Genomic DNA, 16957 nt, shown 5'->3' with positions numbered 1-16957 from the left:
GGGCGTGCGGTATGAGGAGGTGTCTCCATTGTCCAAGTACGTGAGCGTGTTCAAGCAGTTGCTCGAAGCGCACGGCGGGCCAGGCTTCGAGGAGGACGTGCGCAACCTCATTCTCCCTCATCTATCGGAATACGCGACGGAGATGTGGACCGACGCGCTCGGCAACCTCATCGGCCTCGTCCCGGGTGTGGGAGAAGGGCGGCGGCCGCGGGTGCTCGTGTCCGCACACATCGACGAAATTGCACTGGTCGTCACCCGCATCGAATCGGGCGGATTTCTGCGTCTCGCGCAGGCGGGGGGATTCGATCCGCGGACGCTCGTCGGCCAAGAGGTCGTGGTTCACGCCCAAAGCGGCCGGGTCTGGGGCGTCATCGGGGCCAAACCGCCGCACCTCACGCCTCCTTCCGAGCGGTCGAAAGCCGCGAAACTCGAAGATCTGTACGTCGATCTCGCCCTCCCTGAGGAGGAGGTGCGCGCGCGCGTCCGGGTGGGCGATCGCGTCACGCTTCGCCGCTCGCCCGTCGATCTGCTCAACGGCCGGATCGCGGGCAAATCGGTCGACAACCGGGCGAGTGCAGCCGTTCTGTTGGAGGCGCTCGCCTTGCTGAAGGGCATGGTGCACAGCGCGGATCTCTACGCCGTGTTTACGGTGCAGGAGGAGGTCGGCCTGCGGGGGGCCAGAACGGCTGGATTTGGCCTGGCGCCCGACATCGCCATTGCCGTGGACGTCACCTTCGGGGCGTTTCCCGGGCAGGCGCCGGATGAGTCGTTTCCGCTCGAAGGCGGTGTCGCCATCTCCTTCGGCCCCAACCTCCACCGGCGGGTGTTTCGGCGCCTCGTGGACTGCGCCGACAGGCATCGCATCCCGTATCAGATCGAGCTGTCGCAGGGGCCGGTGGGCGCGGACGCCAACGCATTTCAAATTGCCGGCCCCGGCCTCGCGGCGGCGCTCATCGGTCCGCCGATTCGGTACATGCACACGTCGGTCGAAACCGTCGCTTACGACGACATTTGGCAGTGCGCGCGACTCCTCGCCCATTACTTGGCGGAGGTCGACGCCGCGCAGGTGGAGGAGTTGACATGTTACTGAAGGAGCTGACGGAGGCCTTCGGCCCGACGGGCTTTGAGGACGAGGTGCGCGGCATCGTCCGCCGCGAACTCGACGCCATGGGTTTATCGGTGCGCACGGACGTCCTGGGGAACGTGATCGCGTCCACAGGAGAACATCATCCCGGCCCGCGGGTGATGCTCGATGCGCACATGGACGAGGTGGGTCTCATGGTGACCCATATCGGGGAAGGGCGAGAGGAGGGCGGGCTGCTCCGGTTCCGACCGCTCGGCGGCGTGGATCCCCGGGTGCTCGTGTCCAAGCCGGTGCTCATTGGGGAGCGGCGCATTCCGGGCGTCATCGGCGCCAAACCGGTTCACCTGCAGCAGCCGAGCGAGCGGGAGAAGCCCATCCCGATGGAGAAACTCTACATCGACATCGGCGCCCGCGACGCAGACGACGCCAGGCGCCACGTGAAGCCGGGCGACCCGGTGGTGTTCGCCACCGCGTACCAAGAGCTTCCGCATCGGATGGCGAAGGCGAAGTCGTTCGACGATCGCGTCGGCTGCTACATCCTGCTCGAGGCGCTGCGCCGGTGGAAGGGTGCTCTGCCGGTGTTTGGCGCGTTTACCGTGCAGGAGGAAATCGGTCTGCGCGGCGCACACGCGGCCGCGTACCAGATTGAGCCCGACATCGCCATCGCGCTCGAAGGCACCGTGGCCCACGACGTCGTCGGCACGCCCTCGCACGGTCAGTCGACGGTGGTGGGCAAGGGCCCGGCCATCACCGTGCAGGACGGACAGACCGTGGCGAATCGGCGCTTCGCCGAGTTCCTCTGGGAAACGGCGAAGGCGCGCAACATTCCGGTCCAGTGGCGCAGGGTCAAGGGTGGAACCAACGATTTCGGCGCCATTCACCGCGTCGGCAAAGGGGTGCTGGGCGGCGCCATCTCGGTGCCTGTGCGGTACATCCACGCTCCGACGCAGGTGGTGTCGCTCGACGACGTGAGTCATGCCATCGATCTCGTGGTCGCGGTGCTCGACGAGATCGCAAAGGGAGGATTTCGCCCATGAGGGACTGGGTGATGCGGTTGATCGACTTCGTCGCGCCGAGCGGGAGCGAGGAGGCCGTGGTCCAATCGCTGTTGGATCACGTCCGGGAAGCGGCGGACGAAATCTGGGTGGACGCGCTCGGCAACGGGATCGCGCGAAAGCGGGGCGAGGGGCCTCACCTCATGTTGGCCGCGCACGTCGACGAGCCGGGTGTCATGGTCATTGACATCGACGACCGCGGCTATCTCCGCGTGGTCTCCGTCGGAGAGGTGCACGCGCGCGAGTGCGTTGGACAGGAGGTCCGTTTCACAAACGGCGCAGTCGGCCTCGTCCACGCAGATCCGGCGAAGCAGGGCGATCTCGACTTCGACGCGCTCGTGGTCGACGTCGGGGCGCGATCGCGCGAAGATGCCGAGCGCATGGCGCCCATCGGCACGGCCGGCGCGGTGCACGTTCCCGCTGCGACATGGGGGGAAAGCGTCGTGACGGGCCGAGCCTTGGACAACCGGCTGGGATGCGCCGTCGCCGCGGAGGTGTTCCGCAACCTCGCCGCTCGAGGGTTGAACGTGAGCGTCGCGTTCACGGCGCAGAACGCCGTCGGGGCGAGGGCCGCGCAGGCTGCGGCGTTTCAGCTGGAGCCGCGGTATGCCCTCGTGATCGACGGGGCGACCGCGGACGACGTGTTCAACCATCAGACGGTCCTTTCCTTGGGCAAGGGGCCCGTCCTGAAGGTGATGGACCGCGGGACCGTGGTGCCGCTCGAGGGCAAGCGCGCCGTGGAGAAGGCGGCGGATCGGTTGAACCTTCTCCTTCAGTACGAGGTGTCGCGGGAAGCCTGGAGCGACACAGGCGCGATTCAACTCGCCAGGGCGGGGTGTGTGGCGGTCGCGCTCGGGTATCCCGTGCGCCGCGCAGGCGCGTTCGCGATGACCGCAGACATCTCGGACGCCGAGCGGCTGGTGGACCTCGCCGTGGCGACGGTGGAGACGCTGTTGGGCTGATACAAGGGGCGGGCGCGTGGCCCGCCTCGAGTATGCTATACTACCGGTAATTCGCAGAGACGAACGCTTATGGGAGAGAGCAGGAAGTGGAGGGGCAGCCTTTGTTGCGCTACTTGTCGGCAGGAGAATCGCATGGCCCGGCGCTGACCGTGGTGATCGACGGCTTTCCGAGCAATGTCACAATCCGCAAAGAGAAAATTGACGAACAATTGCGACGGAGACAGCAGGGCTATGGGCGCGGCTATCGCCAGCAGATCGAGTCGGATGAGGTGCAGGTGACGAGCGGACTTCGCTTCGGAAAGACGCTCGGCACGCCCATCACGCTCGTCGTCCAGAACCGAGATTTCAAGAATTGGTCGGCGAAGATGGCGCCGTTTGGCGAGAAACCCGAAGATCTCAAGGAGATTTACCGCCCGCGGCCAGGGCATGCCGATCTCGCCGGGGCCATCAAGTACGATCACGAGGACATCCGCAACGTCCTCGAGCGCGCAAGCGCGCGCAACACGGCCACGCTGGTGGCGGCAGGGGCGCTCGCGAGGCAACTCTTGGAGCACTTCGGCATCCGGATCGCGGCGCACGTGGTCGAGTTGTGCGATGTGAAGGCGACCCAGTTTCCCGATTCGCTCGAGGAGCTTGAGGCGCGCGCGAATGCCTCTCCCGTGCGGTGCGCGGACGAGGCGGCGGCCGAACGCATGATGGCGCGCATCGACGAGGCCAAGGCGGCCGGGGATACGGTCGGTGGCATCTTCGAGGTGATCGTGCGCGGCTGTCCCATTGGGCTTGGCAGCTACGCGCAGCCGGATCGCAAGCTCGATGGAAGGCTCGCGGCGGCCCTGATGAGCATTCAGGCTATCAAAGGCGTGGAGATTGGGCTCGGCTTTGAAGCAGCCCGGCGCATGGGCTCCAAGGTGCACGATCCCATTTTGTATGACGGCACCCGTTACATCCGTTCGCACAACGGCGCGGGCGGACTCGAGGGCGGCGTGACCAACGGGGAGGACATCGTCATCCGGGCCGCCATGAAGCCCATCAGCACGCTATACAACCCGCTTCCAAGCGTGAACATGAAGACGAAGGAGGCCGAACCCGCGGCCATCGAGCGCTCCGACATCTGTGCGCTCCCGGCGGCGTCCGTCGTCGGGGAAAACGTGGTCGCCTGGGTCATCGCGGACGCGTTCTTGGAGAAGTTCGGAGGGGACTCGCTGGAGCAGATTGAGGACGCCTTTCGGGCGTACCAGGCGCGGGTGAGCCAGCGATGATCCGACTGGAGGTGCAAAGCTCTCAAGGCGCGTATCCCGTCCTCGTCGACGCAGGCGCTAGGCGCTTTGTGCCCGGGCTGCTGCAGGAGCTCGGGCTTGCGGGCCGTAAGATCGCGCTCATCACGGACGAAATCGTCCAAAGGACGGCGTTTACCGAGGAACTCGCGGGTGCGGTTCGGGAGGTGGGGCGCGAGGTCTTTGTGCTCGCGTTTCCCGCCGGTGATGCGCACAAGAGCCTCGCCACCGCGGTCGAACTGTACCACGGGCTGCTTCGGCGCGGCTTTCGCCGAGGTGACGTCATCTTGGCCGTCGGCGGCGGCGTGGTGGGCGACCTGGCCGGGTTCGTGGCGGCGACGTATATGCGGGGCGTTCCGTACGTGCAGGTGCCGACCACGTTGCTCGCGCACGACAGCGCCATCGGAGGCAAGGTGGGCGTCAATCTCGAGGAGGGCAAAAACCTCGTCGGCGCGTTCTATCCCCCGCGTGCGGTGTTGTTTGACACCGAGGCGCTCTGCACGCTCGATGCGCGTCAGTGGAGCAACGGGATGGCCGAGGTCATCAAGCACGCCATCATCGCGGACGAAATCTTGTTTGAACAGCTTGAAGCGAATCCCTTGACGGGCCTCGGCGATCCGGCTGCGTTTGTGGACATCGTCGCCCGAGCCATGCGCGTCAAGGTGGACGTGGTGAACCGGGACGAACGGGAGACTGGGCTCAGGCAGGTGCTCAACGTCGGTCACACCGTGGGGCACGCGGTCGAGCAGTATTCGGGGTATACCCTGGGTCACGGTGAGGCCGTGGCCATCGGGCTCGTTGTCGAGGCCGTTATCGCCGCGAGGCGCGGCCTCCTGTCTCCGGCCGACGCCGTGCGGATCGCGGCTGTGCTCGAGCGGCACGGCTTGCCCATTCGTCCGCCCTACGCGGACGTGGAGGCCGTGCTCCGCCTGATGGCGGTCGACAAAAAGCACACGCACGAGGGGTGGACGTTCGCACTGCCCACCGCCATTGGCCGGGTGGAGATCTGCAAGGTTCAGCCCGACGAGGTGAGACAGGCATACGAAGAGGTGAGGGAGGGACACCGTCCATGAAGGTGCGAGGACTGCGCGGAGCCACGACGGTGGCCCGCAACGATCGAGACGAGATCCTCAGGGCGACTCGCGAGCTGATGGAGGAGATTGTCCGCGCCAACGACATCGACGTGGACGACGTGGCGAGCGTGATTCTGACCATGACGCCCGATCTGAACGCAGCGTTTCCGGCGTTTGCGGTTCGGCAACTTCCGGGTTGGCAATGGGTGCCCTTGATGTGCGCCACGGAGATCAACGTGCCGGGATCCTTGCCGCGCAGCATTCGCGTGCTCGTGCATCTGAACACGGACAAGCGGCAGGATGAACTTGTCCACGTCTACTTGGGCGAAGCTGTGCAACTGCGCCCCGACATCGCGACGCGATGAAGCCATCATCCCTCTCTGCCCAACTTTCGCGCCTTTGGTTGACGAATGAGACGGGGGCGGCTAACATAGTCGTAACAGCTCTGTGGACGTCAGTCGAGCTGAGTTGAGGTAGAGGAGCGCGCCGGTCCTCGGCGCTGAGGTGAGAGGAGTCGAGTCATGCAGGACATGGTTCGGGATGTCATTGCTGCTGTCGTGTCCGGTAAAATATTGGACGAAGCGACAGCAGAAGCTTTTCTTAGCGCATGGATGGATGGTCATGTGTCTCCTGCGCAGGCGGCCGCTCTGGTCAGCGTGATGGCGTACCGCGGGGAGCAACCGGCGGAAATTGCCGGCTTCGCGCGGGCGATGCGGAGCCATGCGGTTCGCCTGGAAGCCCCCGAGGGCACCCTCGATACGTGCGGTACGGGCGGCGACGGCAAGGACACCTTCAACATCTCCACGGCCGTCGCATTTGTCGCCGCGGCGGCTGGCATCCCGGTCGCAAAGCACGGCAATCGAGCGGCTTCGAGCCGCAGCGGCAGCGCCGACGTGTTGCAGGCGCTTGGCGCCGTGATCGATCTGCCCGTGTCCGCGTCGGAGACGCTTCTTCGAGAAACGGGCCTCTGTTTTCTGTTCGCGCAAGTGTACCACCCCGCCATGAAAGCCGCAGCTCAGGTGCGAAAGGAACTTGGGTTCAGGACCATCTTCAACATTCTCGGCCCCTTGACGAACCCCGCCGGCGCCAAGCGCCAAGTCCTTGGCGTCTTTCACGAAGGTCTCGTCCCGATTGTGGGCGAGGCACTGGTGACCCTCGAATCGGAGCATGCCCTGGTGGTCCACGGCGCAGAAGGACTGGACGAATTTTCGCTGGCCGGCCCTTCGCGTGTCGCGGAAGTCAAAGACGGCGCAGTTCGCGCGTATCGGCTTGCCCCCGAGGACGTGGGGCTTCGGTCGGCGCCCATCGAAGCGGTGCGCGGCGGGTCGCCCGAAGAGAACGCCGAGATCGTCCGCCGCGTTCTCGCGGGTGAAGAGCGCGGGCCGAAGCGCGACATCGTCCTCTATAACGCGGGAGCGGCCCTGTACGTGGGTGGCAAGGCGGCGTCCGTGCGCGAGGGCGTGGCGCTGGCCGCTGAGATCATCGACGCCGGGCGGGCGCTTGCGACGCTGGACGCGTTTGTCCAGGGCTCGCGAAGGCTCGCGAGCGTGCAGGAGGCGGTGAGCCCGTGAGCACCATCTTGGACCGAATTCTCGAAACCAAACGCCGCGAAGTGGAGGCGCTGCGGCAGCGCGTGCATCGTGAAGGACCCTTTCCGGAGCGAACGGAGCCGTTTCGTTCGCTGGCTCAGACCCTGCGCCAGGCTCAACGCCTGGGTGTCATCGCCGAGATCAAGCGCAAAAGCCCGTCCAAAGGCGTGTTTCAGGCGAGCGTGGATCCCGCCGAGCGCGCCAGGGTGTACGAGCAGGGTGGCGCTTCGGCCATCTCCGTGTTGACGGACGAGACGTATTTCCACGGTGCGCTTGAGGACTTGCGTGCGGCCCGATCGGCCGTTCACCTTCCCATCCTCCGTAAGGATTTCGTGATCGACGAGATCCAGGTGGACGAGGCGGTTTCGGCAGGGGCGGATATCCTTCTGCTCATCGCCGCCGCCATGCCCGCAGATCGGCTGGTTGAGCTCTCCAGGTACGCGCGAGCTCGGGGGCTCGAGGTGCTGCTCGAAGTGCACGGCGAGGACGAGGTGGAGGCCGCCCTGGCGGCAGAGCCGACCTTGATTGGCATCAACAATCGCGACCTGCGGACCTTCGAGGTGGATCTCGCCACGTCGGAGCGGGTCCTGCGGCGATTGCCCGAAGGGTCCCTCGCCATCGCCGAGAGCGGCATCATGGGCCGAGAGGACGCCCTTCGCATGGCGTCTGCGGGCGCGAGAGGCATCCTGGTCGGCGAGCTCCTGATGCGCCACGCGGATCTCGCATCCGTCCGAGCACAGGTGGCGGAGCTTTGCGTGCCGCTTGAGGCGGTGGCGAAGTGAGAAGCCTCCCGCTTTTGAAAATCTGCGGACTTCGGCCGGGCGACGATCTGTCGTTTCTTCGCCATCCCGCCGTCACGCATGTGGGCGTCGTGATGGTCCCGGCGTCCAGGCGCTACGTGTCCCCGGACGAGGCGGGCGATCTCGTCCGAACCGCGAAGCGCCTCCGCCCGGATGTGACCACCGTTGCGGTGGTCTCAGGCGGATCGCGCGAAGAGATCGGGGAGGGTGCGAGGAGGGCCGGCGTCGACGTGGTGCAGTTGCACGGAGGTGAACCTCGGGACGTCGCGGAGAGGCTTCGCGAAGCTGGGTTTCGGGTGTGGCGCGCGGTCGCGTTCGATCCCGGAGACGATGTGACTTCTTTTCTGGATACCTTGAGGTCGCATGCGTCTTCCGCCGACGCCATCCTGTTCGATGCGAAACCGCCATCGGACGCGAAACCCGGCGTCACGGGCGGGCACGGTCGAGCGTTCGACTGGGATCGCTTGGCCGAGATGGCGCGGGCGTTCAGCTTCGATTGGTGGGTCGCGGGCGGAATCACGCCGGAAAACGTTCGGGACCTCCTGCGCCGGGTGCGGCCAGTCGGCATCGACGTGTCTTCGGGCGTGGAAGTCGGCGGGCGGAAGGACGTCCGCCGCATTGATCAGTTGATTCAGGCGATGGAGGCGTGGGGCCATGAGTCATTATCCTTATCCTGATGAAACGGGGCGATATGGCGCGTTTGGCGGGCGTTACGTCCCGGAGACGCTCATGTCGGCCCTCCTGCAGTTGGAGCAAGATTACCTGCGCCTCTCGCGCGACGAGTCGTTTCAAGCGGAACTCAAGTATTATTTGCAGCAATACGCGGGCAGGCCGACGCCGCTCTATTACGCGGAGCGCCTGACGAAACACCTGCGCGGGCCGAAGATCTACCTGAAGCGCGAAGACCTGAATCACACAGGCGCTCACAAGATCAACAACGCCATCGGCCAAGCACTGCTCGCGCTTCGGACGGGCAAGCGGCGCGTGATCGCCGAGACGGGCGCGGGCCAGCACGGGGTGGCGACGGCGACGGTGGCCGCGCGGTTTGGCCTGGAATGCACAGTGTTCATGGGCGAAGAGGACATGCGCAGGCAGGCGCTGAACGTCTTTCGCATGCGGATGCTCGGCGCGGAAGTGGTGGCCGCGACGTCGGGGACGAGGACGCTCAAAGACGCCACGAACGAGGCCATTCGCCACTGGGTGGCGCACGTGGACGACACCCATTACATCATCGGGTCGGTCGTGGGGCCTCATCCGTATCCCATGATCGTTCGCGATTTTCAGCGCGTGATTGGGGATGAGGCAAAGGCTCAGATCCTCGAACAGGAGGGCCGCCTGCCCTCGAGTGTGGTGGCGTGTGTCGGCGGCGGCTCGAACGCCATGGGCATCTTTTATCCGTTCATCGAGGACGAAAGCGTGGAGCTCATCGGCTGCGAGGCGGCTGGACACGGGCTGGAGACGCCCTATCATGCGGCGAGCATCGCGCGCGGGCGCCCGGGCGTGTTGCACGGGGCAAAGACCATGCTGTTGCAGGACGAATACGGCCAGGTCCAGCCCGCCCATTCGATCTCGGCGGGACTCGACTATCCGGGCATCGGGCCTGAACACGCGCATCTGGCGGCGACGGGGCGCGCAACGTACGTGCCGGTGACGGACGAGGAAGCCCTCGAGGCGTTCTTTCTTTTGTCGAAGCTCGAAGGCATCATTCCGGCGCTCGAGAGCGCGCACGCCATCGCGTACCTGATGCGGGAAGCGGGTCGATATGGCTCGGACGACGTCGTGATCGTCTGCTTATCCGGCCGCGGCGACAAAGACGTCGAGCAGGTGGCCGCTCGAGAGGGGGAGCGACAGCATGGACCGAATTCGTGAGGCCTTTCAAGCTGGGCACAAGCTTCTCATTCCCTTCGTCGTCGCGGGCGATCCGGATTACGAGCGCTCTCTCGACATCGCGTGCGCCATCCTGGATGCGGGCGCGGACATGCTTGAGATCGGATTTCCGTATTCCGATCCGCTGGCCGACGGCCCAGTCATCCAGGCGGCCGCGGTACGTAGTCTGAAGCAAGGCACGCGCCTCGTGGACTGCCTCCGCTTGGTGCGCGACATTCGGGCGCGATCGCCGAAGCCGCTCGTCGCGTTCACCTACGTCAATCCGCTCATTCAGTACGGCGCAGAGCGGTTTTTCGCGGAGCTCGCGGCGGCTGGCGGCGACGGGGTGATTGTCCCGGACGTGCCGCTCGAGGAGGCGGGCGAGGTGGCGTCGGCGGCCGAGGCGCACGGCATCCAGTTCGTTCCTCTTGTGGCGCCCACGTCGGGCGAGGAGCGGGTGCGCGCGATTGTGCGAGCGGCGCGAGGCTTTGTGTACTGCGTCTCGTCCCTCGGCGTGACGGGCGAGCGCCAGCAGGTGTCGCGGCAGGTCCGCGAGCTTGTCGATCTCGTCCGCAAGCACACGGACCTGCCCGCCTGCGTGGGATTTGGCGTGAGCCGCCCCGAGCACGTGCGCGAGATCGCGGAATTCGCGGACGGCGTCATTGTGGGCAGTGCCTACGTGCGGCGCATTGGGGACGCGGCCGACGAGGGACGCGATCCCGTTGAAGCGGTGCGCTCGTTCACCCGAGAGCTCAAGCAAGCGGCGCTGGGGGCCATGCACCCGCATTGACGGGATTGTCCTCTTTCGCCGATTGTGATAGACTTTTCAAACCATTTGAAGGGTACAAAAAAGAATGCTTGGAGGAGAGAGAAACATGATCGTCGTGATGAAGGAGGGCGCGTCGCAGTCGGAGATCGATCGCGTGATGGAGCTGCTCAAGAGCAAGGGGCTCGGGGCCCATCTGTCGGTCGGCGTGGAGACGACCGTGATCGGCGTGATCGGCGCGAAGGAGAAGGTGCATGAGCTCGGCATCGAGACGTTGCCGGGCGTGGAGAAAATCGTGACGGTGAGCTATCCGTTCAAGCTCGCGAGCCGCCCCTTCCACCCCGACGACACGCGGATTGAGATTCGCGGTCACGTCGTCGGCGGGCCGGAGCCGACGCTCATCGCGGGTCCGTGTTCGGTGGAGACGCGCGAGGGGTTGCTGGAGATTGCGCACGCCATCAAGCGAAGCGGGGCGCACATGCTGCGAGGCGGCGCGTTCAAGCCGAGATCGTCCCCGTACTCGTTCCAGGGGCTCGGCGAAGAAGGCTTGAAGTACCTGGCGGACGCGCGCGAAGAGACGGGGCTTGCCATCGTGTCGGAGGTCATGGAGCCGGGCCTCGTGCCGCTCGTGGCCGAGTACGTTGACGTCCTTCAGATTGGCGCACGCAACATGCAGAACTTCCCACTCCTCAAGGCCGTGGGCCGGACCGGCAAGCCGGTGCTGCTCAAGCGCGGCTTTTCCAACACCATCGAGGAGTGGCTCATGTCGGCCGAGTACATCATGGCAGAGGGAAACCCGAACGTCATTCTCTGTGAGCGCGGGATCCGGACGTTTGAGACGTACACGCGCAACACGCTGGACCTGAACGCCGTACCTGTGGTGAAGCACTTGTCCCACCTGCCGGTCCTCGTCGATCCGTCGCACGGCGTGGGTCACGCTCGCTACGTGACGGACATGGCGCGGGCGGGGATCGCGGCCGGCGCACACGGCGTGATCGTCGAGGTGCACAAGGATCCGACGCAGGCGTGGTCGGACGGCAACCAGACGATTACGCTCGAGGAATTCGATCAACTGGCGCACCAGGTGCGGGCCATCCATCAGCTGATGAAGACGTTCGAGCCCGCTGCCAGCTTGGTGTGAGGGGCCATGGCGCTGAAACGCGTGCTCATCGTGGGGGCGGGACTCATCGGCGGGTCGATGGGCCTCGCCCTTTCTCGTCGGATGCCGCATCTTGAAGTCGACGCCGTGGATGTCAACCCCGCCTATCGTGAACAGGCCGCAGGACTCCGCGCGTTTCGCCACGTGTGGCATGCGCTCGAGAGCGCGCCTTCCGATTACGATCTCGCCGTGCTCGCCGTGCCGGTCGACGCCGCCATCCATCTGCTTCCGCGCGTGCGCGGCAAAGCCTCGTGGGTGATGGACGTCTGTAGCGTGAAGCGCCCAATTGTGGAGGCGATGGATCGCGTCCTCACCGGATCGCGCGGCGTCCCGTCGCACCCGATGGCGGGCAAGGCACAGGCGGGGCCGCTCGGCGCGGACGAGGCCCTGTTCGAAGGAAGGTCCTGGATTTTTCTCGAGACGCATCGCCCGCCCGCGGAAATCGAGGAACTCGTCCGCCGCCTCGGCGCTCGCGTGGTGCGGGTTCCGGATGCCGAAGACCACGACCGGCGCATGGCCGAGGCGAGCCACGGCATTCACCTCGCGAGCCAGTGCGCGGTGCTCGCGGCCGAGATGGACCCGGCGGCCATCGCCGAAATCGCAGGCCCCGCCTTTTGGGATGTGACCCGACTGGCGTCGTCGCCGTCGGAGTTCTGGATCCAGACGCTCGGCGCCAATCGCGAGCACGTCATCGCCTGGCTGCGAAGGTTTGAAGCGGCGGCCCGTTCGTTCCGCGCTGCGCTGGAGCGAGGGGATGCGGCGGAGGTGAGGATTCTGCTGGAAGAGGCGAAGCGGCGGCGTGAACGGGCGGACGCGGCGAGAAACACGGAGTAATCTGAAAAATCGGAGCAGATGTGGTATTGACAGCGTTTACAGAGCGGTGTATGATTCAAGTCGAAGGGTGTTATGTTCTGATTTCTCTCCACTCCTAGCAGAATCTCCTGTGTTGGGAATTCGCCGAGCGCGAGTTCCCTCTTTTTTTATTTCGCACGCTGGCCGCGCAGCGGGGTGTGCTAAAAAGAAGTTTACGAGGATAAGATTTCATATCCCCGGGCATGCTAGGCGAAAACGGTGCGGAGGGAAGCCGCATGCGCCTGAACGAATGCCTGAACCACGCGTCCGTCCCCACACTCCAGCGGATTGCAAAGTCTCTCCACCTCACCTGCGTCCCGTACTCGAAGCTCGACATCCTGCAGTCCATCCTGGAGGCCTGGCTTGATCCCGACGCGCGCAAAACCATGGTGGACCGGTGGTGCACCGAGTGGGACGCCGCCATGCGGCGGGTCGTGCTTCAGCCTCGCCACGCCTTTGCGCGCGAGGAGATGGCGTCGCTCCTCGCCCCCTATGGCGACGGGGCCATCGACCGCGCGTTCGAAGCCGGCTGGTTGTACGTGCATCCGGACCCCGCGACGAAATTTCCGCTGATTGTGCCTGTCGATGTCCAAGCGGCGTGTCACGCCCATTACGTGGCGGCATGGCGCGCGCAGGTCGCGAAGCGCCTGGATGATCCGCCTTGTGTGCACGACGAGGAGGACGCCATTCTCGCGGATCTCGAAACGCTCGTCGCCTATGTGCGCGATCACGACGTCCGCCTCACCACGACCGGCGCCATGTACAAACGAAATCTCGAGCAGCTGATGCAGCTATTTGAGGTGGAGGAATCGCTCGAACTGCCGCGATGGAGATTCGGATACGGCAAGCGTGCGTTCGCATACCCGGACCGTCTCGCGCTGATCTACGACTTCGCCTGTGACGAGGGCGTGATCGTCGAGCAGGACGGCCGTGTGGAAGTGGACGATGCGCGCTGGATGGCGTGGAAGTCTCGCCTGACCGTCGTGAAGTTGAGGCGCTTCCTGCGCCACTACATCGCGAGCTATCGGGGGCCCATTCCGCGCTTGGCCGACGTGTTGCGGCTCATCCGCCGCTTGGGCGGGGATTGGCTCGATCTCGCCTCGCTGTACGAGTTGTGCCTTCCCTTTCTGAACGCGTTTTACTACGATTCGACCGAGGACGTCTGGCGAACGCGCATCGTCAAAATGCTGGTTCACCTGGGCGTCGCCAGAATTGGTTCCGATACGCCAGAATCTCCTCCGAAGTGGTTTCAAACGACCGAAGTCGGTCAAGAATTATTATCACAAGGCGACGCGGAGTCGACCGCCGACCTCACCGAACGCCGGCCGGCGCTCGTCGTGCAGCCCAATTTTGAACTGGTCGTCGTGTCGCCCGATCCGCGCCTGGAGGAAACCATCGCTCCGTTCGTGGAACGGATTCCGTCGGACGGGGTTCGCGCCTACCGGGTCCTGGCCCACACCATCGCGCGTGGTTTGCGGGAAGGCCACGACTTCGACGCGTGGCGCGCCTTCGTGGTCCGGCACTCGCTGTACGGCATCCCGCAAAACGTCGAGCGGATGCTCGCTCGTTGGGTGGCCGCCTCGCGCGGGGAAGCCGAAGCCGAACATCGCCCACCCGGCGAGTCGTGGGCGTAGGGTCCGGGAAGGGAAAAACACACCGGGTGCAGGAAAAGCGAGCTCGTTCACAGAATACAATGAACACACAATTCGAAACTTGCGGATGCTCGCTGGACGCTTCCGAGACCTCGGGAAGCAGGGAGGAGAATGGCTATGGGAACCACCGTGAGCGTCGCTGAGAAGAAGCATTTCCTGCGCTGGTTTCTAGCCAACTACCGATTGCAGAGCCGTGAAGCCGAGATGTTGCTGCGCTACATGATGTCGCGCGAAAACATCCTCGAGCGCGTTCACTTCGTAGACCATTTTCGCCAATTTTCGCGCGTCATCGTGGTGTCGACCACTTGTGTGCACGTCGCGCCGTTCCGGTACTACCGGCGCAACAAACCGGTCACCACGGACGTCGAGCAGGCGTTTATGGACTTGTATCAGCACCCGGACGAGGACATCTACGTGGGCCTGTTCTTCAAAGACAGAAGCACATGCCCGGAATTCGCCTCGGTCCTTGAGGAGCCCGCGCGGCCGGATTTGGATCCTGCTATCCGCGAGATGCTATCCGTCCAGGCGGATCTCGTCATCGAGCAGGCGCTGCGGGCGTACCGGCGAGAACAGCTGATGCGGGCGGTGGACGCCGCGTTGGACGCGGGCGACAAGCGCGCCTTTCTCGCGGCGAGCGAGCGGCTCATCCAGTTCGATCGCGGCGAATACCTCGAAGACTCTCCCGCCTGATGCCTGCGTCGGTGTTGGCTGTGTGGCCGCGAGCCTCACAGCCATTTTTTGCGCCGCCTGCCCGACGAACTCGCCTCGCCATCGAAGGTGAACCCTTCTCCGAGGACTTCGTGGACCGGGTTTACCGTCACGAACGCGTACGGATCGATACTCTCGATGATGCGCTGCACGCGCGAGACCTCGTCCCGCGACACGACGCAGTAGATCACCTCTCGGCTCGCCCCTGTGTAACCGCCGCGGGCCTGCAGCAGCGTGGTGCCGCGATCGAGCTCGCGATGGATGGCCTCGATGATGTCATGATGGTGGTCGGAGACAATCATCATCGCCCGGCCGCTCGAGGCGCCCTCAATCACGAAGTCGATCACGCGGCTGGCCACGAACAGGGCCACGAGCGAATACATGGCGACCTCCTTGCCAATCAGCATCATGACCGAGAGGATCACGAGGAAGTCGATGGCGAAGAGAGTCTGCCCCATGCCAATTCCGCGGTGGTGCCTGAGCAATCGCGCGATAATGTCGGATCCGCCTGTGGTGCCGCCTGCCCGAAAGATGAGCCCAAGCCCGATGCCGGTGATCACGCCGGCGTACAGCGCGGCCAGCAGGGGATCGTGCAGCGGAATCCGAACAGGTTGGGTGATTTCGCTGAAGGCGGACACGCCTGCGACCCCCGCCGCCGTCTTCAGGACAAACTCGTGGCCGAATTGCCTCCACGCCACGATGAGAAGCGGGATGTTCAGAATGAAAAAGGAGACGCCGATGGGCACGTGCAGCTTGTACAACAAGAGCAGCGAGATGCCCACAAAACCGCCTTCGGCCAAGTGATTGGCGACCAGAAATCCGTTCAGTCCGAGGGCGTAGATGAGGGCGCCCACCGCGATGGCGCCCCACTGGATGCCGCGTTCGAATGTCTTCATCTCGTGTGACTCCCTTGCCGCTTGGCTGGTACTATGAGCCATTATACGGGCGGAATCACGGGGTCTTCAACGGGCCGCGCGCCGCAGTCAGGAGGGTGAGGAGCCACAGCGCGATCCAACCGAACGCCGTGTACCCATACTGGACAATCGTCCGAAAACCAAACGCTGTGAAAACGGCGCAAGCGCACAGCACCAAGCCCGCCGCTGCGAATCGTTTCCTCCGCGTCGCGGGCCGTTCGCCGAGCAGACCGTACAGATTGCCGACAAGTGTGGAGTAGATTTCCCCAAAGAGGACCGCGATAAACATCACGGATACGGCGCGCGGGTAGGTGGCGGCGATGCGGCCCATGGGTACCGCGTATTGGTAGGCGTCCGGGGCGTGTGCAAACAGGGTCGCGGCGACGGAAGCGAGCAAGGCGCCAAGTCCCAATGCGCCGAGGATCGCGCCATTCCGGATCGCGCCAAGGTCCCGAATTCGTCCACCGAGCGGCACGAGCACCCCAATGGACAGGCCGACGTTCATCGCGGCGTAGACAAGCGCCGAGAGCACGGCTGCCCCGACGGAGCCCGCCGCGGCGTGAGGGTGAAAAATCGCCCAGCGCCTGGACGGATCGCCCAGGTTGACGAGCGCCAACCCGGCGGCGAAGAGACAGAGCGCCGGGACAATCGCAGCGTTGGCGCCAAACAGTCCGCGGATACCGAAGGCCGTCGTGATGGCGGCCACCGCCATCGCACACATGACGCCGAGCGCGTACGAAAGATGGAGTTGTTCGCGAAAGAGCGCGCCCGTGCCAGCCAGCATGGCGGTCGTGGTGCCGAACAACATCGCCATGACGAGTGCGTCGACCCCGCGTGCCAGCCACGGCGACAGCGCACGCGCCGTGAGATCTCGAAACGACGTGGCCTGACATTCGGCCCCAAGTACCAGCAAACGATATCCCCACCACGCGAACAGACACGTGGCGATGCAGATCCCGACAAATCCCCACGCTCCGAATCGGCCAAAGAATTGATAGACCTCCTGCCCGGACGCGAATCCTGCTCCCACGACCGTGCCGATGTAAACCGCGGCAATCTGCAAGGCGAGCTTCGCAGCCTTCACGCTCGTTCCTCCTCGCCACGTTGTCCTTGTCGCTACATGGTATGGAAATCGCCTTGCAGACATGCTGCCAAGCCCGGACATGTTCGGACGCGCCTGTCCATAGATATCTAGGGGGCGAA

General features: G+C 64.7%; 17 protein-coding genes. 15 read left to right on the top strand and 2 right to left on the bottom strand.

The window, feature by feature from the left end; genetic code table 11:
- Positions 1-28 precede the first annotated feature (28 nt).
- The 15 genes from AACI_RS08255 (at position 29) to AACI_RS08185 (ending at position 14822) form a co-directional block, all read left to right on the top strand.
- On the top strand, positions 29-1090 hold the full coding sequence (locus AACI_RS08255) for a M42 family metallopeptidase (RefSeq protein ID WP_012810992.1): 1062 nt from the start codon (positions 29-31) through the stop codon (positions 1088-1090).
- Positions 1081-2121 carry a M42 family metallopeptidase gene (locus AACI_RS08250; protein ID WP_012810991.1) on the top strand — a complete coding sequence of 347 codons (1041 nt, stop codon included), beginning with the start codon at positions 1081-1083 and terminating at the stop codon, positions 2119-2121. The genes AACI_RS08255 and AACI_RS08250 overlap by 10 nt, the downstream gene beginning before the upstream one ends.
- Positions 2118-3101 carry a peptidase M42 gene (locus AACI_RS08245; protein ID WP_012810990.1) on the top strand — a complete coding sequence of 328 codons (984 nt, stop codon included), beginning with the start codon at positions 2118-2120 and terminating at the stop codon, positions 3099-3101. The genes AACI_RS08250 and AACI_RS08245 overlap by 4 nt, the downstream gene beginning before the upstream one ends.
- Before the next feature lie 101 nt (positions 3102-3202).
- Positions 3203-4360 (top strand): chorismate synthase, encoded by a 1158-nt coding sequence (gene aroC / locus AACI_RS08240; protein WP_012810989.1) that lies wholly within the window; start codon positions 3203-3205, stop codon positions 4358-4360.
- Positions 4357-5448, top strand: coding sequence for a 3-dehydroquinate synthase (gene aroB, locus AACI_RS08235; protein WP_012810988.1), 1092 nt, complete (start codon positions 4357-4359; stop codon positions 5446-5448). Before aroC ends, aroB begins: the two co-directional genes overlap by 4 nt.
- Positions 5445-5813 (top strand): chorismate mutase, encoded by a 369-nt coding sequence (gene aroH, locus AACI_RS08230; protein ID WP_008341010.1) that lies wholly within the window; start codon positions 5445-5447, stop codon positions 5811-5813. Before aroB ends, aroH begins: the two co-directional genes overlap by 4 nt.
- 156 nt (positions 5814-5969) lie before the next feature.
- On the top strand, positions 5970-7019 hold the full coding sequence (trpD, locus tag AACI_RS08225; RefSeq protein WP_012810987.1) for an anthranilate phosphoribosyltransferase: 1050 nt from the start codon (positions 5970-5972) through the stop codon (positions 7017-7019).
- The gene (gene trpC, locus AACI_RS08220; RefSeq protein ID WP_012810986.1) at positions 7016-7819 is read left to right on the top strand and encodes an indole-3-glycerol phosphate synthase TrpC; all 804 of its coding nucleotides are present in this window, start codon (positions 7016-7018) and stop codon (positions 7817-7819) included. The genes trpD and trpC overlap by 4 nt, the downstream gene beginning before the upstream one ends.
- The gene (locus AACI_RS08215; protein WP_012810985.1) at positions 7816-8514 is read left to right on the top strand and encodes a phosphoribosylanthranilate isomerase; all 699 of its coding nucleotides are present in this window, start codon (positions 7816-7818) and stop codon (positions 8512-8514) included. Before trpC ends, AACI_RS08215 begins: the two co-directional genes overlap by 4 nt.
- Positions 8492-9706, top strand: coding sequence for a tryptophan synthase subunit beta (gene trpB / locus AACI_RS08210; protein ID WP_012810984.1), 1215 nt, complete (start codon positions 8492-8494; stop codon positions 9704-9706). Before AACI_RS08215 ends, trpB begins: the two co-directional genes overlap by 23 nt.
- Positions 9690-10493 (top strand): tryptophan synthase subunit alpha, encoded by an 804-nt coding sequence (gene trpA, locus AACI_RS08205; RefSeq protein WP_012810983.1) that lies wholly within the window; start codon positions 9690-9692, stop codon positions 10491-10493. The genes trpB and trpA overlap by 17 nt, the downstream gene beginning before the upstream one ends.
- A gap of 85 nt (positions 10494-10578) precedes the next feature.
- Positions 10579-11610 (top strand): 3-deoxy-7-phosphoheptulonate synthase, encoded by a 1032-nt coding sequence (aroF, locus tag AACI_RS08200; protein WP_012810982.1) that lies wholly within the window; start codon positions 10579-10581, stop codon positions 11608-11610.
- 6 nt (positions 11611-11616) lie between these two features.
- Entirely contained in the window at positions 11617-12462 is an 846-nt protein-coding gene (locus tag AACI_RS08195) for a prephenate dehydrogenase (protein WP_012810981.1), read from the top strand.
- A 254-nt stretch (positions 12463-12716) separates the two neighbouring features.
- Positions 12717-14114 (top strand): hypothetical protein, encoded by a 1398-nt coding sequence (locus AACI_RS08190; protein WP_012810980.1) that lies wholly within the window; start codon positions 12717-12719, stop codon positions 14112-14114.
- A gap of 135 nt (positions 14115-14249) precedes the next feature.
- Positions 14250-14822: a YpiB family protein gene (locus AACI_RS08185; RefSeq protein WP_012810979.1), complete on the top strand. Its 573-nt coding sequence runs from the start codon at positions 14250-14252 to the stop codon at positions 14820-14822.
- A gap of 35 nt (positions 14823-14857) precedes the next feature.
- Here the strand turns inward: AACI_RS08185 and AACI_RS08180 are convergent, their stop codons facing one another.
- A complete protein-coding gene (locus tag AACI_RS08180) occupies positions 14858-15736 on the bottom strand; it encodes a YitT family protein (protein WP_012810978.1) in 879 nt (292 codons plus the stop codon).
- A gap of 55 nt (positions 15737-15791) precedes the next feature.
- Entirely contained in the window at positions 15792-16838 is a 1047-nt protein-coding gene (locus AACI_RS08175; RefSeq protein WP_012810977.1) for a YkvI family membrane protein, read from the bottom strand.
- Between the last annotated feature and the right edge of the window lie 119 nt (positions 16839-16957).

The organism is Alicyclobacillus acidocaldarius subsp. acidocaldarius DSM 446, from assembly GCF_000024285.1.
GTDB classification, from domain to species: domain Bacteria; phylum Bacillota; class Bacilli; order Alicyclobacillales; family Alicyclobacillaceae; genus Alicyclobacillus; species Alicyclobacillus acidocaldarius.
Note: the sequence above shows the minus strand (reverse complement) of the source record. Positions and strands in the feature narration are given on the sequence as shown.